The sequence below is a fragment of the Streptomyces sp. NPDC002884 genome, from assembly GCF_040295245.1.
Classification (GTDB): domain Bacteria; phylum Actinomycetota; class Actinomycetes; order Streptomycetales; family Streptomycetaceae; genus Streptomyces.
In genome coordinates, this window is the sequence record NZ_JBEOVB010000010.1 from 176075 (window position 1) to 196172 (window position 20098).

Below are 20098 nucleotides of genomic sequence, written 5' to 3' on the forward strand. Positions count from 1 at the left end.
TGCTGACAGTGCGTCAGGTTACCGCTAATCTGACGGTCAGTCAGCTACTGGGTTCCTGGGCTAGTGGGGAGACCGCTCATGCGTGGTGACATGGAGTGGGGGACGATCCCCGCCCTGGTCCGCTGGTCGGCCGAGCGGTACGCGACGACCGAGGCGGTGGTGGAGGGCCGTACCCGGATCTCGTACGCCGAACTCGGCGCCCGCGTCGAACGCGCGGCGGCGGCCTGCCTGGCGAACGGCGTGCGGGCGGGCGACCGCGTCGCGATCTGGGCCCCGAACTCCCTGGACTGGATGGTGGCGGCGCTGGGCGCGGTGGGTGCGGGAGCCGTGCTCGTGCCGCTGAACACCCGCTTCAAGGGCGCGGAGGCGGCGGACGTACTGCGCCGCAGCGGGACGCGTCTGCTGTTCGTGACGGGCACCTTCCTGGGGACGTCGTACGTGGCGTCGCTGCGGCGGGCGACGACGGAGGGCGCCGGGACCGGCCCGCTGCCGGGGCTTCCCGCGCTGGAGCAGGCGGTGGTGCTCTCGGACGACGCCCCGGCGGACTTCCGGACCTGGAAGGACTTCCTGGCGAGCGGGGAGGGCATCGGGACGGCGGAGGTCCGGGCGCGGGCGGACCGGGTGGCGGGGGAGTGGCCCTCGGACATCGTCTTCACCTCGGGCACGACGGGCCGCCCCAAGGGCGCGGTGATCACCCACGCGCAGACGCTGCGGGCGTACGGGATCTGGACCGACCTCGCGGGCCTGCGGCAGGGCGACCGCTACCTGATCGTGAACCCCTTCTTCCACACCTTCGGCTACAAGGCGGGCGTGATCGCCTGTCTGATGCGGGGCGCGACGATGATCCCCCAGCCGGTGTTCAACGTGGACACGGTCCTCGCGAACGTGGCGTCGGAACGGGTGTCGGTCCTCCCCGGCCCGCCGACCCTGCACCAGTCGCTCCTGGACCACGCGTCCCGGGACAAGCACGACCTGTCGGCGCTGCGGCTGGTGGTGACGGGCGCGGCCGTGGTGCCGCTGCGGCTCGTCGAACGCCTGCGGGGCGAACTGGGCGTGGAGACCGTCCTGACGGCGTACGGCCTCTCGGAGGCGAGCGGCGTCGTCACCATGTGCCGTCGCGGGGACGACCCCACGGTCATCGCCTCGACGTCGGGCCGCGCGATCCCCGGCACCGAGGTACGGGTGGACGCGGCGCCGGGGCAACCCGGCGAGGTCCTGGTCCGGGGCTTCAACGTGATGCGCGGCTACTACGAGGACGAGACGGCGACGGCGGAGGCACTGACGGAGGACGGCTGGCTGCGCACCGGCGACGTGGGCGTCCTGGACGCCGCCGGCAACCTGCGGATCACCGACCGTCTCAAGGACATGTTCATCGTCGGCGGCTTCAACGCCTACCCGGCGGAGATAGAGCAGCGCCTCGGCCTGCACCCGGACGTGGCCGACGTGGCCGTGATCGGCGTCCCGGATCCCCGCCTGGGTGAGGTGGGCAAGGCGTACGTGGTCCGGCGGCCGGGCGCGGTGTCCACGGCCGACGACCTGATCGCCTGGGCCCGGCGGGAGATGGCCAACTACAAGGTGCCGAGGGCGGTGGAGTTCGTGACCGCCCTGCCCCGCAACGCGAGCGGCAAGGTGGTGAAGGGCGAGTTGCGGGCGCGGTGACCGCGCCCCGGACATACCTCGGCCGCGGCGGCTTCCCCTCCGCGCCGCCGCGGCCGATCCCCGTCGTGACGATGCCGAAATGGCGCCTACTTGCCGCCCAGGTCCAGGGCGGGCGGGGCGGGCGCGTGGTTCTCGAGCGTGACGATCTTGTCCTCGGCAGCCGGCGTGGCGACCGGCGTGGCAGCCGGTGTGGCGGCCGGAGTCTCGACCGGTGTGGCCACCGGCGTCTCGACCGGAGCGGCCGCCTCGGTGTCCGGCGTCGCCGGCCTGTCCAGGGCCGGCAGGATCGGAGCGTGGTTCTCCATCGTGGTGATGTCCGCGGCGACGGCCGTCGGCTGCTTCTCGGTGCTGCTCATGTTCGGCTCCCCCTGGGAGTGTTCAAGTGAGTGAGGCGCCTCTGTCCGGCGATTCCCCCGAGTATCGCCGGACAGCGGCATGTGCCTGAGCCCACCCCCCAGCGGGCTCCGACGGCCCGTCTGCCCCCCGAGGCGACGGACCGTTGAGCAGAGCCTGTCAGGCGGTCATAAACGTTCGATGAACGCCACGACGGGATGTCTCATGACGCGTCCAGGGGGGCGAGCAGACGGCGTACCTCGGCCGCCTCGGGCGCTCCGGACCGCTCCAGCAGGGACAGCGCCTCGTGCCAGCAGGCTCGCGCCCGGTCCGACTGGCCGAGCGCGTGCAGGCTCCGGCCCAGCGCGGTCAGCACACTGCCCCGGATCAGGTCACCGCCGATGAACCCGATCGCCAGCGCCTGTTCGGCGTGCTGCGCGGCCTGGGCCGGACGCCGGTCGGCCAGGTGCAGTTGGGCGATGCGGAAGTGCGTCGTGCCCTCCCACAGGCGCTGCCGGTTGCTGCCGAACATCTCCAGCGCGTCGGACAGCTGCACCAGGCCCTCGGAGAGCCGGCCGGCGCTGATCAGCGCGACACCGAGGGCGTAACGGCCGTTGGCGAGGCGCAGGGTGAGACCGAGTTGCTGGTAGATGTCGACGCCCTGCCGGGCCAGGGTGACCGCGTCGGGCGGGCGGTGCATCCGCTCGTAGAGGCGCGAGAGGTTGCACAGCGCGTTGGCCTCTCCCGGCAGGTTGCCGTCCGCCCGGTAGCCGTCCCTGGCGGTGGTGAGGAACTTCTCGGCCTCTTCGTAGCGGCCCTGACCGAGGGCGATGATCCCCCGGTCCGTCGCCGCCCAGCTGACCGGCGTCGCGTCGTCCGCCGCCGTGGCGAGTTCGATCGCGCGCCGGGCCTCCTCGTCCGCCTCGGAGTACCGTCCGGCGGCCAGATGGACGTTGGACAGCGCCGTGCGGGCGCGGCTCTCCGCGCGGATGTCGGCGGCGTCCTGCGCGGCGTCCCGCAGGGCCGTGGCCGCCCACTCGTACTGCTTCGCGTTCGCCCCCGACTCCGCCAGGTCCTTGGCCGCCCAGAGGAGATCGACGGCGCGGCGCAGCCCGCTGCCCGTCTGCTGCTGCCGTGCGCAGGCCAGCAGGCACTGCGCCTCCGCGAAGAGCCAGTCGAGGGCCTGCGTCCGCTCGCCGAAGGAGAGCCCCCGGTACGACGTGGGCTCCAGGTGGACGACCGTGCGGTCGCCCGGCCGCTCGATGGCGTAGACCCCGGCGGCCGTCGCCAGGTAGAAGTCCAGCAGCCGTGAGAGCGCCGCGTCGCGCTCGCTGGGCGGTCGTTCGTCGCGGTCGGCGCAGGCGCGCGCGTAGAGGCGTACCAGGTCGTGGAACCGGTAGCGGCCGGGGGCCGCCGACTCCAGCAGGGAGGTGTCCACCAGGGACTCCAGCAGGTCCTCGGTGTCCTCCACCGGCAGGTCCAGGACCGCCGCGGCCGCCGCCAGGGAGGTGTCCGGGCCGTCCGCCAGGCCCAGCAGCCGGAACGCGCGGGCCTGGGCGGGCTCCAGGGCGCCGTAGCCGAGCTCGAAGGTCGCCTTCACCGCCAGGTCGCCCGCCTGGAGCTCGTCCAGCCGGCGCCGTTCGTCCGCCAGCTTGGCGGCCAGCACGGACACCGTCCAGGTGCGGCGGGCGGCCAGCCGGGAGGCCGCGATACGGATCGCCAGCGGCAGGAAGCCGCACGCGGCCACCACGTCCAGCGCGGCCTTCCGCTCCGCCGCCACCCGCTCCTCGCCGACGATCCGGGTGAAGAGGGCGAGGGCCTCCTCGGGGGACATCACGTCGAGGTCGACGAGATGCGCTCCCGCCAGGTCCACCATCCGCACCCGGGAGGTGACCAGCGCCGCGCAGCCCTCCGTGCCCGGCAGCAGGGGGCGTATCTGGGCCGCGTCCTTCGCGTTGTCGAGCAGCACCAGCACCCGGCGGCCGTCCAGCACCGAGCGGTACAGCGCCGCCCGCTCCTCCAGGGAGTCGGGGATCGCCGAGTCCGCCGTGCCCAGGGCGCGCAGGAACGACCCGAGGACCGTCTCCGGCTCCGCCGACCGCGGTCCCGCGCCCTGGAGGTCGACGTACAGCTGCCCGTCGGGGAAGGCCGGACGAGCCTGGTGGGCCACGTGCACGGCGAGGGTCGTCTTGCCCACGCCCCCGATGCCCGCGAGCGCGGACACCGCCATCACCCGGCCGCCCGCGCCCGTGCCGTCACCGGCCCGTGCCAGCACCTCGCTCAGTTCCCGGACGAACGCGGAGCGGCCGGTGAAGTCGGGAACGGTGGCGGGCAGTTGCGCGGGCCGGACCCGCACCACCGCCGGTTCCGCCACCGGCGCCGACGGCTCCGCCAGCTCCGGGTCGGCCTGGAGGATGCGGCGCTGCAACTGCCGCAGTCCGGCCCGCGGATCCACCCCCAGCTCCTCCGCCAGCAGCCGCCGGGTGTCCGCGTACACCGCGAGCGCCTCCGCCTGCCGGCCGCTGCGGTACAGCGCCAGCATCAGCAGCTCGCGCAGTCGCTCGCGCAGCGGGTACGCCGCGGTGAGCGCGGTGAGTTCGGAGACCGCCTCCGCGTGGCAGCCCTGCTCCAGGTCCATGTCCAGCCGGGACTCGAGCAGCCCCAGCCGCCATTCCTCCAGCCGGACGCGCTGCGCCTCCGCGTACGGTCCGGGGACGCCGGCCAGGGCCTCCCCGTCCCACAGTCCCAGTGTGCGGTTCAACACCTCGCGGGCGTGGGACAGATCACCCGCGGACCGTGCCTTCTCCGCGTGCGCGGCCCACTCCTGAGCCACCGCCAGGTCGAGCGCGCCCGCGCTCGGCACGCGCACCGCGTAGCCGCCCGACTCGCTCACCAGGACGCCCGGGTCGAGCACCTTGCGCAGCCGGGAGGCGTAGGTCCGTACCGCCGCCAGCGCCTGCGAGGGCGGATCCTCGCCCCACAGTGCGTCGATCAGTTCGGCGGCCGTCGCCGTACGGCCCTCGCGCAGCAACAGGGCGGCCAGCAGCGCGCGTTGCTGCGGTGAACCGGTGGCCAGCCGCTCGTCGCCGCGGCGTGCGCGCACCGGGCCGAGCACGTCGAAGCGCAGCGTCGCCGGCTCCTCGGGGGAACCGGGACGTCTCTGCTCCGGCACACGCGGGTCGCGGTGTCCTACCCGGTCGTCCATCAGGGCTCCCCTTAGGCATCCGAATCAAGGACCTGTCCAGCCGATCACGCCGCAGACGCGGGATCCGGCACGCACGTCTGCGGCGTCGTCATTCTCCTGCGACGTGATCGGCCGGAAGGGTCCAGGCCCAGTTTGCCCTGTCCATGCCGGAACCGTCAGCTTCCCCGGGAGGCGCCCGGGAGTCCACACGCCCCACACATCCGATGCGCACACATCCCCACAGAGCCGATCGACTCCGGCACGCGCCCACTAGCTGACGATCCGTCAGATCGGCGCTACCGTGCCCCCATGGAGAACGCATTGGAGACCGCGAAGGCCACAGAGAACCTCCCGCTGATCATCTCCGTCGACGACCACACCGTGGAGCCGAGCACCGTCTGGCAGGACCGGCTCCCGAAGAAGTACCTCGACACCGGACCCCGCGTCGTCCGGGCCCCGCTGAAGGAGATGACCTTCCTCGGCGGCCGCTTCAAGCCGGTCATGGGCGAACCCGGCGACGACGGCCCGATCGGCGACTGGTGGATCTACGAGGACCTGCACCGCCCCCTCACCCGCCTGGACACCGCCGTCGGCTTCAGCCGGGACGAGATCAAGCTGGAGGTCATCACCTACGAGCAGATGCGCCCGGGGTCCTACGACGTCCCGTCCCGCCTGGCCGACATGGACGTCAACCACGTCCAGTCCGCCGTCTGCTTCCCCACCTTCCCCCGCTTCTGCGGCCAGACCTTCACCGAGGCCGCCGACCACGAACTGGGCCTGCTGTGCGTGCGCGCCTACAACGACTGGATGGTGGAGGAGTGGTGCGGCCCGCAGGCGCGCGGCCGGCTGATCCCGCTCACCCTCATCCCGCTCTGGGACGCCGAACTGGCGGCGGCGGAGGTCCGGCGCAACGCCGCCCGCGGGGTCCGCGCGGTCGCCTTCTCCGAGATACCCCCGCACCTGGGCCTGCCCTCCGTCCACACCGACGACTGGGACCCCTTCCTCGCCGCCTGCGACGAGACCGGCACGGTCGTGGCCATGCACATCGGCTCGTCGAGCCGGATGCCCTCCACCTCGGCCGACGCCCCGCCCGCCGTCGGCTCCACCATCACCTTCGCCAACTGCTGCTTCTCGATGGTCGACTGGCTGATGAGCGGCAAGTTCGAGCGCTTCCCCAACCTCAAGGTCATGTACGCGGAGGGCCAGATCGGCTGGATCCCCTACATCCTGGAGCGCGCCGACGTGGTGTGGGAGGAGAACCGGGGCTGGGGCGGGGTCGCGGACAAGGTCCACCGTCCCCCGTCGGAGCTGTTCGCCGACCACGTCTACGGCTGCTTCTTCGACGACGCCTTCGGCCTCAGGAACCTCGACTCCATCGGTGTCGGGAACGTCCTCTACGAGACCGACTACCCGCACTCCGACTCCACCTGGCCGAAGTCGCGCGAGGTCGGCGAGGCGCAGATGGGCCACCTGGCGCCGGACGTGGTGGAGCGGATCGTACGCGGCAACGCGATCGACCTGCTGGGGCTGACCCCGGACGGACTCTGGAGCCCGCGGTGAGCCTCGACTACGGCATCCAGCTCCCGGTCCAGTCCCAGTCCACGCTCTACGCCGAACCCTGGGAGGCGGACGCGGGCCCCGCCGACCTGGTGGAGGTCGCCCGCGCCGCCGACCGCGCCGGATTCGCCTATGTCGCCGCCTGCGACCACGTGGCGATCCCGCACCGGCTGGCCGAGGCCATGAGCACGGTCTGGTACGACCCCGTGGCCACCCTCGCCCACGTCGCCGCCGTGACCGAACACGTCCGGCTGCTCGCGCACGTCGCCGTCGTCGGCCTGCGCCACCCCCTGCTCACCGCCAAGCAGTACGCGACCCTCGACCACCTCAGCGGCGGCCGGCTGATCCTCGGCGTCGGCGCCGGGCACGTAAGGGAGGAGTTCGAGGCGCTGGGGGTGGACTTCGAGCGGCGCGGGGCCGTCCTCGACGAGACGCTCGACGCGCTGCGGGCGACGCTCGGGCCGGACGAGTTCCCCTCCCACCACGGCAAGTCGTTCGACTTCGAGGGGCTCGGGCAGCGGCCCCGGCCGGCCCAGGCGCGGGTGCCGCTCTGGGTCGGCGGATCCTCCCCGGCGGCCGTCCGCCGGGCCGCCCTCAAGGGCGACGGCTGGCTGCCCCAGGGCGACCCGCGGGACCGGCTGCCCGCGCAGATCGAGACGCTGCGACGGCTGCGGGGGGACGACGCACCGCTCACCGTCGGCGCGATCACCGAGCCGCTGTACGTCGGCGCCCCCGGCTGGGAGGTGGGCCGCCGCACTCTCAGCGGGCCGCCGGAGGCCCTCGCCGAGTCGCTGCGGGCCTACGGGGCGATGGGCGTCGACCAGATCCAGGTGCGCTTCCGCTGCCGGAGCCGCACCGAACTCACGGACCAGATCGCCCTGTTCGGAGCCGAGGTGGGGCCCCTGCTCGACGGCGCTCCTTGAACTTTGAACATGTCCACTCCGAGCCGCTGTGTACGGACGTACGGCATTTCACGTTCCGCAGCCAGAGCCGGCCGTCGGGCGTGCCGTTCCTGAGGATCTGCGGACAGAAGACGTGGACGGTCCGCCCGCCCTCGCTCGGCGCGAAGAACACCTTCCGGCCGTCCTGTCGTCGCGGGTGATGTTGATCTATTGGAGTCCCGGGCGGGCGCCGGACAGAGTCAAATGTCCCTATCGGTTGGTCACTTGATGTGTGCTTGTGCAATGACCGCCTTCTCCTGGCGCACGTATCTGACGATTCGTCAGATGCGGCGCTACGATGCTGAGCTCCACCGATGCGAAGGGAGCCGGCATGGGCAAGCTCGACGGACGGGTGGTCCTCGTCACCGGATCGGCGCGCGGCCAGGGCGAGCAGGAGGCGCGGCTGTTCCGTGAGGAGGGCGCCGAGGTGGTCGTCGCCGACGTGCTCGACGAGCAGGGGAAGGCGCTCGCCGAGGAGATCGGCGCGCTGTACGTCCACCTCGACGTGGGGGTGGAGGAGGAGTGGACCGCGGCCGTGCGGGAGGCCAAGCGGGCGTACGGCCATCTGGACGGCCTCGTCAACAACGCGGGCATCCTGCGCTTCAACGCCCTCGTCGACACTCCCCTCGATGAGTTCATGCAGGTCGTGCGCGTCAATCAGGTCGGCTGCTTCCTGGGCATCCGGACCGCCGCGCCGGAGCTGTCCGACGGCGGCACCATCGTCAACACCGCTTCCTACACCGGGCTCACCGGCATGGCGGCCGTCGGCGCCTACGCGGCGACCAAGCACGCCGTACTCGGCCTCACCCGGGTCGCCGCCCTGGAACTGGCGCCCCGCCGTATCCGGGTCAACGCGGTGTGTCCCGGAGCCGTCGACACCGCGATGTCCAACCCGTCCCGGCTGGAGCCGGACTCCGACCCCGAGGAGACGACCCGGGCCCTGGACGCCCTCTACCGCAAGCTCGTGCCCCTGGGCCGGATCGGCCGGGCCGACGAGGTGGCCCGGCTCGCCCTCTTCCTCACCTCGGAGGACTCGTCCTACATCACGGGGCAGCCGTTCGTGATCGACGGCGGATGGCTGGCGGGCGTTTCGGTCATCTGACTGTTCGTCGGCTATTGACCATCCAGGCGCCCGGTGCCACAGTCGGCGGCATCCGCTGAATCTGACGAACCGTCAGTTAATTGCGACCCAGGAACCGGGACGGTGAACCTCCGTGGAATTCGGGCTCTTTGTACAGGGATACGTGGGCAAGCGCGCCGAGACCGATCCGCTCGCCGAGCACAAGGCGCTGATGGAGGAGACCGAGTACGTCATCCAGGCGGACAAGTCCGGCTTCAAGTACGCCTGGGCGTCCGAGCACCACTTCCTGGAGGAGTACTCGCACCTCTCCGCCAACGACGTCTTCCTCGGCTACCTCGCCCATGCGACCGACCGCATCCACCTCGGCTCGGGCATCTTCAACCCGCTCGCCCAGGTCAACCACCCGGTGAAGGTCGCCGAGAAGGTCGCCATGCTCGACCATCTCACCGAGAACCGCTTCGAGTTCGGCAGCGGCCGCGGCGCCGGCTCGCACGAGATCCTCGGCTTCCTCCCCGGCATCACCGACATGAACTACACGAAGGAGATCTGGGAGGAGACCATCGCCGAGTTCCCGAAGATGTGGCTCCAGGACGAGTACGTCGGCTTCCAGGGCAAGCACTGGCAGCTGCCGCCGCGCAAGATCCTGCCGAAGCCGTACGGGAGGTCGCACCCGGCGATGTGGTACGCGGCCGGCTCGCCGCCCTCGTACGCGATGGCCGCCCGCAAGGGACTCGGGGTGCTCGGCTTCAGCATCCAGAAGGTGTCCGACATGGAGTGGGTGCTGGAGCAGTACAAGACGGCGGTGGTGAACGCCGAGCCGATCGGCGACTTCGTCAACGACAACGTGATGGTGACGACGACGGCGATCTGCGCGCCGACGCACGACGAGGCGATCCGGATCGCCGTCAACGGCGGGCTGCACTATCTGCCGTCGCTGGTGTTCCGGTACCACGACACCTTCCCCCGGCCCGAGGGCTTCCCGGTCTGGCCGGAGACGCTGCCCGAGTACAACGCCGAGTTCGTCGAACTCCTCGTCGAGGAGGAGCTGTTGATCTGCGGCGATCCGGACGAGGTGCTGCGCCAGTGCAAGCGGTGGGAGCAGGCGGGGGCGGATCAGCTGTCCTTCGGGCTGCCGGTGGGGGTGCCGAAGGAGGAGACGCTCCAGACGATCCGGCTGATCGGTGAGCAGGTCATTCCGAAGATCGACACGGACCCCGTCCACCGGACGACCCGGTTCCGGCAGGGCGCGTAGCCGCTGTCGGACCCGCGGGCGCGTCGTCGCCCCGGGGGCGCGGGTCGCCCGGCGGCTGCGGGTCCGTCGCGGCCGGTCGCGCCCAAGCGGCCGAGCCGCACCGCGATACAGCCCCGCGCCCCTTTCGGGCGCCCATCGCATCGGAGTGGAGAAGGAGCCCCCATGCTCGATCACGTCGTCAGAGGGGCGACCGTCGTCGACGGGACGGGCGCGCCCGGGTTCGTCGCCGACGTCGGGATCCGGGACGGGAGGATCGCCGTCATCGGGTCGGTCACCGAGGAGTCCCGGACAAGCGAGGACGCGTCCGGGCTCGTCCTCGCTCCCGGGTTCGTCGATCCGCACACGCACTACGACGCCCAGCTGTTCTGGGATCCGTACGCCACCCCGTCCCTGAACCACGGGGTGACCACGGTCGCCGCCGGGAACTGCGGATTCACCCTCGCGCCGCTGCATCCGGACCGTCCCGAGGACGCCGACTACACGCGTCGGATGATGTCCAAGGTGGAGGGCATGTCCCTGGTCGCGCTGGAGGAGGGGGCGCCCTGGAGCTGGAACGGCTTCGGGGAGTACCTGGACGCGCTGGAGGGGCGGATCGCCGTCAACGCCGGTTTCATGGTGGGGCACTGCGCGCTGCGCCGGTACGTGATGGGCGCGGACGCGGTGGGCGGGCAGCCGAGCGAGGAGCAGCTGGCCGACATCGTCCGGCTGCTGCACGAGGCCATGGACGCGGGCGCGTGGGGGTTCTCCACCACGCAGTCCTCGACCCACTCCGACGGGGACGGCCTGCCGGTCGCCTCCCGGCACGCCCGGCCGGAGGAGCTGCTCGCGCTGTCCCGGGCCGTCGGCGAGCACGAGGGAACCCAGATCGAGGCGATCGTGGCGGGCTGCCTGGACCAGTTCAGCGACGCCGAGATCGATCTCTTCGTGGAGATGAGCGCGGCCGCCGGACGCCCCCTGAACTGGAACGTCCTCACCATCGACGCGGCCGTCCCGGAACGCGTGCCCCGGCAGCTCATGGCGAGCGAACGCGCGCGGAAGGCCGGCGGCCGGGTCGTCGCGCTGACCATGCCGATCCTCACGCCCATGAACATGTCCCTGGGCACGTTCTGCGCGCTGAACCTGATCCCGGGGTGGGGGCCGGTCCTCGGTCTGCCGGTCCCGGAACGGATCGAGCGGCTGCGGGACCCGGAGGTGCGGGCGGAACTGCTGAGGCGGGCGACCTCCAAGGAGGCGGGCGTCTTCCGGCGGCTGGCGAACTTCGGGCGGTACGTCATCGGCGACACCTACAGCGCGGCGAACGAGGGCCTCACCGGACGGGTCGTACGCGACATCGCCGCCGAACGCGGCCTGGACCCCTTCGCCTGCCTGGTCGAGATCTGCGCCGCCGACGAACTGCGTACGGTCCTGTGGCCCATGCCGACGGACAACGACCCGGACTCCTGGGCCCTGCGGGCGGACACCTGGACCCACGAGGACGTCCTGCTCGGCGGCTCCGACGCGGGCGCGCACCTGGACCGGATGTGCGGGGCGCCGTACACCACGCGCTTCCTCGGCGACTGTCTGCGCGGCCGGAGGCTGGCGGGCCTGGAGCAGGCGGTGAAGATGCTGACGGACGACCCGGCGCGGCTGTTCGGCCTGCGGGAGCGGGGCCGGATCCAGCAGGGCTGGCACGCCGACCTGGTCCTCTTCGATCCCGAGCGGATCGACGCGGGCAAGGCCACGCTGGTGCACGACCTGCCGGGCGACAGTCCGCGGCTGGATTCCAGGGCGATCGGTGTGCGGGCGGTCTGGGTCAACGGGGTGGCGGCCATCCGGGACGACGTCGTGACGGGCGCCGTGCCGGGCCGGGTGCTGCGCTCGGGGCGGGACACCAGAACGGTGAGCACCAGGTGACCGGCGGGACCGGCGGGAGCGGCGGGAGCGGCGGTGCCGACGGGCAGAAGCTGTTCGTCGGCGGCGTCTGGGCGGAGCCCGACGGCGGGCACTACGAGGTCGTCGACCCGGCGACCGAGGGAACCGTCGGCTGGGCTCCGGAGGCCTCCAGGGATCAGGCGCGCGCGGCCTGCGCGGCGGCCCGCGAGGCCCTCGGGCCGTGGTCGCGCACCCCGCCGGAGGAACGGGCGGCGACCCTGGCCCGGGCGGCCGACATCATGCGCGCCCGGCTGCTGCCGTACGCCGAGCTGGCCCAGGCGGAGACCGGCGCCACGACCGGGACCGCGCGCGGCATGCAGGTCGGGGTGGGTGTGGCCCGCTTCCGGCGCTACGCGCGCGTGGAGCCCGCCGAGTGGCCGATCGCGCCGCAGATCAACGAGGCCGGACCGATGGGGAGGGCGGGCGTGATGGGCGCGGTCGCCGTACGGCAGCCGGTCGGGGTCGTCACCTGCGTCACCTCCTACAACAACCCGTGGGCGAACCCGGCCGGAAAGGTCGCCCCCGCCCTCGCCATGGGCAACACGGTGGTGGTGAAACCGGCCCCGCAGGACCCCCTGTCCGTCTACCGGATGGCGGAGGCGCTGGAGGCGGCGGGCGTGCCGCGCGGGGTGGTGAACGTCGTCTCCGGGCGCGCCGTCGAGATCGGCGAGACGGTGGTGTCGTCGCCGGACGTCGACATGGTGAGCTTCACCGGCTCGACGGCGGTCGGGCAGCGCATCGCCGAGGTGTGCGGCCGGGACATGAGACGCCAGTTGATGGAGCTTGGCGGGAAGGGCGCGGCGGTCGTCCTCGACGACGCGGACCTCGCCTCGGCGGTGGCCGGCATCGGCACCACCTTCTCCTTCTACAGCGGCCAGATCTGCACCGCCCCGACCCGGGTGCTGGCGCAGCGCGCGGTGTACGACCGGCTGGTGGAGCAACTCGCGGCGTACGCAGCCCGGTTGACCGTGGGCGATCCCCGGGCACGGGAGACGGTGGTCGGCCCGGTGATCTCGGCCGCCCACCGGGACCGGGTGGAGTCCTACGTCGAACTCGGCAGGAAGGAAGGGGCGGTGGTCGTCGCGGGCGGCGAACGCCCGCCGCTGGAACGGGGTTTCTACGTCGCTCCCACCCTCCTCGCCGACTGCACGAACGACATGCGGGTGGCGCGGGAGGAGATCTTCGGCCCGGTGGTCACGGTCGTCCCCTTCGACGAGGAGGAAGAGGGGATCGCCCTCGCCAACGACAGCGACTACGGCCTGATCGACTACGTCTGGTCGGCCGACGTGGCCCGGGCCTTCCGCGTCGCCCGCAGGCTCCGGGCCGGCGGCGTCGGCATCAACACCGTGGGCCGCAACATGGAGGCGCCGTTCGGGGGCTTCAAGCGGAGCGGCGTCGGACGGGACGTCGGCTCGTACGCGCTGCACGCCTACAGCGAGGTGCAGTCGATCGTGTGGCCGGGGTGAGAACCCCCGCACGGGTGCGCCCGCTCGCCCTTTGAGCCCCGCGGTGTCCCCGGCGTGCAGACAGCGTGGTGAGGAACACGAGGGCGCCGGAATCACGCCGGTGCCGTACGCGACGGCGTCGGTGGACGGCACGGCGGCGGCCTCCGGGACGATCCCGGGCGCCCGGTCCCTGCCGTGTCCGGCCCGCGCCGCTCCCCGCCGTGTCCGGTTCTCGCCGGGTCCGGCCTGCCGTGCCGCGCGGCCGGTTCCGTGGCGGGCTTGCGTGTCCGTCAGTCGGTCAGATCCACCCTGATGGTCAGCAGGCCCGTCCCCAGAGCCCGGACGGCCGTGCTGTTGCCCCGGGGCAGGGTGCGCAGACGGGCCACCGGGTCGTCGTCGGGAAGCAGCCGGGCGGTACCCGAGTGCCACCGTCCCCCCAGCCGCACCCGCACCCGCGGATCGGCCCGGATGTTGCGCACGTACTGCGACCGCTCGCCGAACTCCGAGACCAGCCAGAAGGCGTCGCCGATCCGGCGGCCGCCCAGCGGGGTGCGCCGGGGCAGCCCGGAGACCCGGCCGGTCGTCTCCAGGAGCGTGTGGAACGGCAGGCGGCGCATGAGGGGGTTGGCGACGCGCCGCTGGAAGGCGGTGGTCGCGCGGAAACGGAGGTCGCTGGAACGGGCCATGATCCGTGGGACTCCTTCGCGCACAGGTTTGTTGCTTCAATGGTCCCCGACGCCGTCGGCGTGACGAGAGCGGGTGGCTGCACATGCGAGTGGTGACCTGGAACCTGTGGTGGCGGTTCGGCCCCTGGCGGGAACGCCAGAAGGCCGTCCTGGCCGTACTGCGCGAGCTGGACCCCGACGTGGTCGGCCTCCAGGAGGTGTGGGCGGCCGGCGCCGAGAACCTCGCCGAGTGGCTGGCCGGCGAACTCGGCCTGCACTGCACCTGGGCCCCGTCGCCGGCCCCCGAACGCTGGCGGAAGCGGATCGACGACCCCGACGCCGGCTCGGTCGACATCGGCAACGCGGTGCTGAGCCGCTGGCCGGTGGTGGAGCGGGAGACGCTGCTGCTGCCCGCGCCCGCCGACCTGGCCGACGGCCGAGCGGCCCTCTACGCCCGAGTGGCCGCCCCCTCGTTCGACATCCCCTTCTTCACCACCCACCTCACCTCGGCCGGGCACGCCTCGGCGGTGCGCCGCGCCCAGGTCACCGCCCTCGCGGAACTGGTCGCCCGGCACCGCGACGGCACGCCCTTCCCACCCGTCGTCACCGGCGACTTCAACGCCTGGCCGGACTCCGACGAGATACGTCTCCTCGGCGGGACGAGGACCGCGCCGGCCGTCCCCGGCCAGGTCCTCCTCGACGCCTGGGACTACGCCGACCCGGCCGCCCTCGCCGCCACCTGGACCCCCGAGAACCCTTACGCGGCCCGCCTGTTGGAACCCGCCGTCCGGATCGACTACATCCATGTGGGCCCACCCGGACCGATCGGAGAGGGCCACGTCCGGCACATCCGCCGGGCGGGCCACGGCCCCGTGGACGGAGTCTGGCCCTCGGACCACGCGGCGGTCGTCGCGGACCTGGCGGAGGAGGAGACGGCGATCATCCAGGCCCACCGACCCTGATCATCCGGGCCTCCTGACCCTCCTCACCCTCCTCACCCGTCCCCTCCGTGCCGAAGGCGCGGGCGACGGCGAGGCTGTCCTCGTACACGTGGTGCCGGGTGACGAGACCGCCCTCGATCGTGAGGTGCAGCGCGAACCGGGCGCGATAGGCCCGCCCGGTGGAGCGGGCGGTCTGGCGGATCTCGCCGAGCACGACCGCGTCGTCACCGTCGACGAGGACACGTTCGATCACGGTGGCCGCCTGTCCGGGCACGTGATGCTCGACGAGTTCGCGGTAGTGGGCGGCGGCGTCGGCACGGGTGGCCCGGTGACGGATCCACGGGGTGGCACTCCGCGCCCGCCCGTGCTCGGCCTCCGGCCAGTCCAGCCTCCAGTCGATCCGCTCGGCGTACAGCTCCGCGATGCGCTCGGGGTCCCCTTCGCCGATCCGGCGCAGCAGTTCCCGCACCACGGCGCGGGAAGTCGTGGGCGTGGCTGAGGACACGGTGGATCCTTCCGATGCGGAAGCCGCGTCCCACTGACGCGACGAGGCCGCCATCATCACCGGCGGGGACGGCCCCGCGCGATTACCTCCCAGGTAACCGCCCTACGTGGGACGGCAGTTGAGCGTCCCGTCCGAGGGCCGGCAGTGTGCGAGTACGGCAACGACGCCGGCCCAGGACTGCCGGGATCGGGCAGTGACACCGGTGACGCACGGCGGCGACGATCTTCGTACCGACCGCCAGACCACGGAGGCACCCACCCATGAGGCCCATGAGATCGTTGATACGGCGCCGCGCCGCCCTGCTCGTCACGGCCACCGCCCTGACGCCGGCCCTGCTCCTCACCGCTCCGGCGTTCGCCACCGGCACGACGGCGGCAACGGTCCCGGCGACGACCACGACGGCGTCGGTGGTGACGATCGATACACCGGTGGACGAGATGTCCGAGGAGGACCTCCGCGTCGCCATCGCGCGCATCCTGGCCGACGAGGACAGCGGCAAGGGCGTCGCGCGGGAGGCCGACAAGGCCCTCGACGGCACGGTGGAGGACATGCGCACCTTCCTGAAGACCGGCTACCGCCTCGCCCAGGCCGAGGACGACGGTGTCGCCATCGGCCGCATCCTGGCGGACAAGAACTCCGGCAGGGGGGTCGTCAGGGAGGCCAACAAGGCCCTCGACGCCGGCACCCCGGAGGCTCTGCGCGCCTTCCTGGAGACCGGCTACCGTCTGGCCCGGGCCGAGGACGACCGCGTCGCCGTGGCCCGCATCCTGGCCGACCCGAAGATCAGCGCCGCCCTGCGCGCCGCCGCCGAGGAGGTCATCGACGGGACGCCGGAGGAGCTGCGGTACTTCCTGGAGGTCGGCCGGTACGAGGTCGACGGCTAGGACCTGTCCGCCGGGCGGGTGCTACCCTCCCGGCGGTCAAGATCGAAACGGGGGAGTCGATGACGGCCTGGTCGAGCAGGGGCACGCGGGCCGTCGCGGCGGCACTGTGCACCGTCACGCCGGTGGCGGGCTGCGCGGCGGGCTCCGACGCGGACGGGCCCACGAGCCACCCCACGCGGGACCTGAGCATCACCGCCGAGGCCGGAGAACGCTTCACGCTCTCCGTGCCCGAGAACGCGTCCACCCGCGAGCACTGGTTCGTGGTCGCCCCGCAGCCGGACGCGTCGGTGGTCCGCGCCGCCGACCGCAGCTACGAGCCGGCCGACGACGGCAGGTCGGTCGGCGGCGGCACCCTCGTCCTCACCTTCGAGGCCACGGGCAGGGGCAGCACCCGGATCGTGCTGCTGCACTGCACGTTCCCCACGGCGCGGACCGCGGCCTGCGGCGGCGCCGGTCCGTCCCCGACCCCGACCCCGACGACCGAGCCGGAGCGGGTCACGTACCGGGTCGACGTGCGCTGACCGCGTCGAGCAGGCCGGCGAAGGCGGTGCCGGTCCGCGGTCCACAGGTGGTGGACCGGACCGGGTCGCCCTTCGGCCGCTACTGAGCGGCCTCACCGTTTCCGAACCACCACGCCACGTCCCCGGTCCGGTCGGCCCAGGCGTCCAGCGCGTGCTCGAGGGCGGCGGGATCCGTGGCGCGCTCGATCGTGATCACGGTGAACCGCAGGGTGGCAGGGGACTCGACCAGCCCGCCCAGACCCTCGACGGCTTCGTGCAGCGCGGTCAGGGCTTCCGGTGAGAAGGTTCCGGCCTCCGGAGCGGCCTGGACGCAGAGCCAGGGGCCCTGCCGGGTCACCTCGAACTCCCCGTCGTCCGACACCCGCAGCACGTCCCCGGCCGCGCAGCCCAGGACCAGCCCCGGACTTCCGGCCAACTCGAAGAGATCCCCGTCGAGCGTGCGCGCGGGAAGCATCTCGTAGGCGGGCCGCCCGTTGCCGGCGTGTCCGGCGAGCAGCCTGACGTGGGTGTCGGCGAGAGGAAGCGTTACAGACGTCATGGGCACGATCGTTTCATCCCCCGCACCGCCCGCTCCGACGAGGGCCGGTGGCAGCGTCGCGGATCCGAGTGTGCCTGCCGTCGTGTCGTCACGGGTTCGCACGAACGGACGTGGTCCGTACACTTCGCCCGCGTCTTCGTTCGAGAGGAAGCCTGCCGTGAGTCAAGTGGACCTGCTCCTCGCCGTGTTGACGGCATTCTGCGGGGTGTACGCCGTGCTCGGTGTGCTGTGGTGGATCACCGACCGGGCCGACCGGGCAGCCGTCGCGCGGGTGGACGGGACGCGCGTCGACCCCTACCACGCGGTTGCCACGATCGACGGCGACCAGGGCGCGGACCGGGCCGCCGCCGCCGAACTGCTGCTGGCCGGCCTGATCCGGATCGAGGAGGACGGACGGGCGGCGGTCACCGGCACGGGCGCGGACACCGCCCGGACGCCGGAGCATCCGGTCCCGGCCGCCGTACTGGTCACGTTGCGCGGGAAACCCGGGCCGTGGCCGCTGAACGGGCTGTATGTGGACCCCGAGCACCGCCGACGGCGCGACCCCTTCCTGCGGGCCGAGGACGCCAGGTGGCCGCGTTGGCCGGGGCACGCCGAGGACCGCCTCCAGATCGCCGCGATCCTGGTCGCCCCGCTGCTCGCGGCGTGGCTCGCCGCCCAGCTGCTGTACGTGAGCGGGGCGTTCTCCGCGGGTGCGACCGAGATCGTGGTGGGCGTGGTCGTGGGCCTGCTGACGTGGGCCGTGTTCGCGCTGGTCCTGCACGTGGCGGTGATGATCGTGTGGCCGGAGCGCCGGGACCGGTTCGCGGAGTACTGCCGGGGCCTCCCGCCGCACCCGGCCGAGGACGCCCTCGACGCGGCGCAGCGCGAGCGGCTCGGCCGGGCCATGGCGTACAGCCCTCCGTCGGAGCCGGACAGGTGGCCGCTGGACACTCCCGGCGCGTTCTGACGCCGGTGCCGCCCGGATGTGCCCCGATGCCGACCAGTCGGTATGGACACTCGACCCCCTCTCCCGGTACAGATGAGGACGTCACCCGCGACGACGCCGTCGAACGAGCCGTACGCAGCGAAAGGCCCCCCATGCGCATCGCCGTCACGATCTTCCTCACCGACGAGACGATCACCCCCACCCGCCTCGCCCGTGAGCTGGAGGAGCGTGGGTTCGCCGGGCTCTACCTGCCCGAGCACACGCACATCCCCGTCGAGCGCACCAGCCCCTACCCGGCCGGCGGCGACCTGCCCCGCGAGTACGGCCGCACCCTCGACCCGTTCGTGGCCCTCGGTCAGGCGGCCGCGGTGACGCGGACGCTGGGCCTCGGCACCGGCATCACGCTCGTCGCCCAGCACGACCCGATCGACCTCGCCAAGCAGATCGCCACCGTCGACCACCTGTCGGGCGGCCGCCTCACCCTCGGCCTCGGTTACGGCTGGAACGTGGAGGAGGCGGCCGACCACGGCGTCGAGTGGCGTACCCGTCGTGAGCTGGTCCGGGACCGGATGCGGCTGATGCAGGCCCTGTGGGCGCAGGAACCGACCGCGTACGAGGGCGAGTACGCACGCGTCCGCGCCAGCACGGCGTACCCCAAGCCCGTACAGAAGCCGCGCGGGCCGGTCGTCGGCCCCCGCACCCTCATCGGCGGCGCCGCCGGACCGAAGCTGTTCTCGCACATCAGCGAGTACGCCGACGGCTGGCTGCCGATCGGCGGCCGCGGCCTCTCCGAGGCGCTCCCCGTGCTGCGCTCGGCGTGGGCGGACGCGGGCCGCGAGCCGGACGCCCTCCAGGTCGTGCCGTACGCCGTCCAGCCGTCCCCCGGCAAGCTCGCGTACTACGCCGAGCTGGGCATCGAGGAGGCCGTGGTGCAGCTGCCGCCGCTGCGGGAGGCGGAGGCGCTGCGCGCCCTGGACGAGTTCACGCCGTACCTCTAGGCCCCGTTCGCGCCGTGCCTTCAGGACCCGTTCTTCGCCGACGGTCCGAAGGCGGGCGGCCACAGCCGGTCCCCGGCGGGCTCGTCGTCGCCCTGCCGCCGGCCCGGGTCCGCGGCGCAGGGCGTGGACGTGCCGCCGGTGAAGTAGTCGCGGTCCGCGTACCACTGGAAGGACACGCGCTCGTCGCCGTCCGAGCGGGAGGCGTACAGATCCCAGTAGTCGCCGGAGACGTTCTCCCGGTAGGAGGTGATGTCCCAGCCGGTGTCCTCGAGATGGTCGCGCAGCCGGCGCAGACCGGGGATCGCCTGCTCGGCGGGGACGTGGTCCAGCGCCCAGCTGTGGCTGATGCTGTAGACGCCGTCGACGGTCTCGTCGGTCAGACCGCCCCGGTAGCAGTGGTTCGAGCCGACCGTGTTCTCGGTGGAGACCCCGAGCTTCTCGACACCGGGTCCGATGGTGCGGGTGAACCCGAGGACGTCGTACGCCTCCCGGGAGCGGTCGACGGCGCGGTTCACCATCTCCTCGGGCGTGACGCGCGGGTAGTCCGACGCGTCCTTCGTCACCACGGCGATCCAGCCGAGGAAGGCGACGACGAGGAGCAGCGGAACGGCGACGAGCACCGCGCAGCCGATGCCGAAGGCCTGCGCGGCGGTGCGGCCGGCCCGGACGGGCGCGGAGGCGGGTGCGAGAGCGGGTGCGGGGGCGTCGGCGGGGGCGGTGGCGATCTCCTCGGGCATACGGCGACCGTAGGTCGG

18 protein-coding genes are annotated in these 20098 nt (G+C 72.7%); 12 read left to right on the top strand and 6 right to left on the bottom strand.

What is annotated here, in order from left to right; genetic code table 11:
• The first annotated feature begins 78 nt into the window (after positions 1 to 78).
• Positions 79 to 1659: a FadD3 family acyl-CoA ligase gene (locus tag ABT070_RS22090; protein WP_351763210.1), complete on the top strand. Its 1581-nt coding sequence runs from the start codon at positions 79 to 81 to the stop codon at positions 1657 to 1659.
• Positions 1660 to 1745: 86 nt separating this feature from the next.
• Here the strand turns inward: ABT070_RS22090 and ABT070_RS22095 are convergent, their stop codons facing one another.
• A complete protein-coding gene (locus ABT070_RS22095) occupies positions 1746 to 2015 on the bottom strand; it encodes a hypothetical protein (RefSeq protein ID WP_351763212.1) in 270 nt (89 codons plus the stop codon).
• A gap of 200 nt (positions 2016 to 2215) precedes the next feature.
• Positions 2216 to 5197 (bottom strand): SARP-family global regulator AfsR, encoded by a 2982-nt coding sequence (afsR, locus tag ABT070_RS22100; RefSeq protein WP_351763214.1) that lies wholly within the window; start codon positions 5195 to 5197, stop codon positions 2216 to 2218.
• Between the two features lie 288 nt (positions 5198 to 5485).
• Between afsR and ABT070_RS22105 the strand changes: the two genes are divergently transcribed.
• From ABT070_RS22105 to ABT070_RS22130, 6 genes are all read left to right on the top strand, one after another.
• Positions 5486 to 6736, top strand: coding sequence for an amidohydrolase family protein (locus ABT070_RS22105; RefSeq protein ID WP_351763216.1), 1251 nt, complete (start codon positions 5486 to 5488; stop codon positions 6734 to 6736).
• Positions 6733 to 7656, top strand: a complete 924-nt coding sequence (locus ABT070_RS22110; RefSeq protein ID WP_351763218.1) for an LLM class F420-dependent oxidoreductase — start codon at positions 6733 to 6735, stop codon at positions 7654 to 7656. Before ABT070_RS22105 ends, ABT070_RS22110 begins: the two co-directional genes overlap by 4 nt.
• Before the next feature lie 349 nt (positions 7657 to 8005).
• Positions 8006 to 8776 carry an SDR family NAD(P)-dependent oxidoreductase gene (locus ABT070_RS22115; RefSeq protein ID WP_351763219.1) on the top strand — a complete coding sequence of 257 codons (771 nt, stop codon included), beginning with the start codon at positions 8006 to 8008 and terminating at the stop codon, positions 8774 to 8776.
• A gap of 112 nt (positions 8777 to 8888) precedes the next feature.
• Positions 8889 to 10007 (top strand): LLM class flavin-dependent oxidoreductase, encoded by a 1119-nt coding sequence (locus ABT070_RS22120; protein WP_351763221.1) that lies wholly within the window; start codon positions 8889 to 8891, stop codon positions 10005 to 10007.
• A 162-nt stretch (positions 10008 to 10169) separates the two neighbouring features.
• A complete protein-coding gene (locus ABT070_RS22125; protein WP_351763223.1) occupies positions 10170 to 11900 on the top strand; it encodes an N-acyl-D-amino-acid deacylase family protein in 1731 nt (576 codons plus the stop codon).
• Positions 11897 to 13384, top strand: a complete 1488-nt coding sequence (locus ABT070_RS22130; protein ID WP_351763225.1) for an aldehyde dehydrogenase family protein — start codon at positions 11897 to 11899, stop codon at positions 13382 to 13384. The genes ABT070_RS22125 and ABT070_RS22130 overlap by 4 nt, the downstream gene beginning before the upstream one ends.
• Before the next feature lie 269 nt (positions 13385 to 13653).
• Here the strand turns inward: ABT070_RS22130 and ABT070_RS22135 are convergent, their stop codons facing one another.
• Entirely contained in the window at positions 13654 to 14049 is a 396-nt protein-coding gene (locus tag ABT070_RS22135; protein WP_351763227.1) for a nitroreductase/quinone reductase family protein, read from the bottom strand.
• A gap of 83 nt (positions 14050 to 14132) precedes the next feature.
• Here ABT070_RS22135 and ABT070_RS22140 point away from each other — a divergent pair, with 83 nt between their 5' ends.
• Positions 14133 to 14990, top strand: a complete 858-nt coding sequence (locus tag ABT070_RS22140; RefSeq protein ID WP_351763229.1) for an endonuclease/exonuclease/phosphatase family protein — start codon at positions 14133 to 14135, stop codon at positions 14988 to 14990.
• Here ABT070_RS22140 and ABT070_RS22145 read toward each other — a convergent pair.
• Entirely contained in the window at positions 14968 to 15474 is a 507-nt protein-coding gene (locus tag ABT070_RS22145) for a nuclear transport factor 2 family protein (RefSeq protein ID WP_351763231.1), read from the bottom strand. The two genes, ABT070_RS22140 and ABT070_RS22145, sit on opposite strands and share 23 nt — an antisense overlap.
• Before the next feature lie 260 nt (positions 15475 to 15734).
• Between ABT070_RS22145 and ABT070_RS22150 the strand changes: the two genes are divergently transcribed.
• Together ABT070_RS22150 and ABT070_RS22155 are read left to right on the top strand one after the other, a co-directional pair.
• Entirely contained in the window at positions 15735 to 16358 is a 624-nt protein-coding gene (locus ABT070_RS22150) for an ALF repeat-containing protein (RefSeq protein ID WP_351763233.1), read from the top strand.
• 59 nt (positions 16359 to 16417) lie between these two features.
• Positions 16418 to 16879: a protease inhibitor I42 family protein gene (locus ABT070_RS22155; protein ID WP_351763235.1), complete on the top strand. Its 462-nt coding sequence runs from the start codon at positions 16418 to 16420 to the stop codon at positions 16877 to 16879.
• 79 nt (positions 16880 to 16958) lie between these two features.
• Here the strand turns inward: ABT070_RS22155 and ABT070_RS22160 are convergent, their stop codons facing one another.
• The gene (locus ABT070_RS22160; protein WP_351763237.1) at positions 16959 to 17417 is read right to left on the bottom strand and encodes a DUF4265 domain-containing protein; all 459 of its coding nucleotides are present in this window, start codon (positions 17415 to 17417) and stop codon (positions 16959 to 16961) included.
• A gap of 157 nt (positions 17418 to 17574) precedes the next feature.
• Between ABT070_RS22160 and ABT070_RS22165 the strand changes: the two genes are divergently transcribed.
• The gene (locus ABT070_RS22165; RefSeq protein WP_351763239.1) at positions 17575 to 18366 is read left to right on the top strand and encodes a hypothetical protein; all 792 of its coding nucleotides are present in this window, start codon (positions 17575 to 17577) and stop codon (positions 18364 to 18366) included.
• Between the two features lie 131 nt (positions 18367 to 18497).
• A complete protein-coding gene (locus ABT070_RS22170; RefSeq protein WP_351763241.1) occupies positions 18498 to 19343 on the top strand; it encodes an LLM class F420-dependent oxidoreductase in 846 nt (281 codons plus the stop codon).
• A gap of 20 nt (positions 19344 to 19363) precedes the next feature.
• On the opposite strand, the gene ABT070_RS22175 is transcribed toward ABT070_RS22170, so the two are convergent.
• Positions 19364 to 20080, bottom strand: coding sequence for a hypothetical protein (locus tag ABT070_RS22175; protein ID WP_351763243.1), 717 nt, complete (start codon positions 20078 to 20080; stop codon positions 19364 to 19366).
• Positions 20081 to 20098 lie beyond the last annotated feature (18 nt).

Bases quoted from the DNA above. Each gene is read 5' to 3' on its own strand.
- ABT070_RS22150 (WP_351763233.1), top strand. From the start codon at position 15,735: ATGAGGCCCATGAGATCGTTGATACGGCGCCGCGCCGCCCTGCTCGTC.
- ABT070_RS22170 (WP_351763241.1), top strand. From the start codon at position 18,498: ATGCGCATCGCCGTCACGATCTTCCTCACCGACGAGACGATCACCCCC.
- ABT070_RS22115 (WP_351763219.1), top strand. From the start codon at position 8,006: ATGGGCAAGCTCGACGGACGGGTGGTCCTCGTCACCGGATCGGCGCGC.
- ABT070_RS22155 (WP_351763235.1), top strand. From the start codon at position 16,418: ATGACGGCCTGGTCGAGCAGGGGCACGCGGGCCGTCGCGGCGGCACTG.
- ABT070_RS22140 (WP_351763229.1), top strand. From the start codon at position 14,133: ATGCGAGTGGTGACCTGGAACCTGTGGTGGCGGTTCGGCCCCTGGCGG.
- ABT070_RS22090 (WP_351763210.1), top strand. From the start codon at position 79: ATGCGTGGTGACATGGAGTGGGGGACGATCCCCGCCCTGGTCCGCTGG.
- ABT070_RS22125 (WP_351763223.1), top strand. From the start codon at position 10,170: ATGCTCGATCACGTCGTCAGAGGGGCGACCGTCGTCGACGGGACGGGC.
- ABT070_RS22095 (WP_351763212.1), bottom strand. From the start codon at position 2,015: ATGAGCAGCACCGAGAAGCAGCCGACGGCCGTCGCCGCGGACATCACC.
- afsR (WP_351763214.1), bottom strand. From the start codon at position 5,197: ATGGACGACCGGGTAGGACACCGCGACCCGCGTGTGCCGGAGCAGAGA.
- ABT070_RS22135 (WP_351763227.1), bottom strand. From the start codon at position 14,049: ATGGCCCGTTCCAGCGACCTCCGTTTCCGCGCGACCACCGCCTTCCAG.
- ABT070_RS22175 (WP_351763243.1), bottom strand. From the start codon at position 20,080: ATGCCCGAGGAGATCGCCACCGCCCCCGCCGACGCCCCCGCACCCGCT.
- ABT070_RS22105 (WP_351763216.1), top strand. From the start codon at position 5,486: ATGGAGAACGCATTGGAGACCGCGAAGGCCACAGAGAACCTCCCGCTG.
- ABT070_RS22160 (WP_351763237.1), bottom strand. From the start codon at position 17,417: ATGACGTCTGTAACGCTTCCTCTCGCCGACACCCACGTCAGGCTGCTC.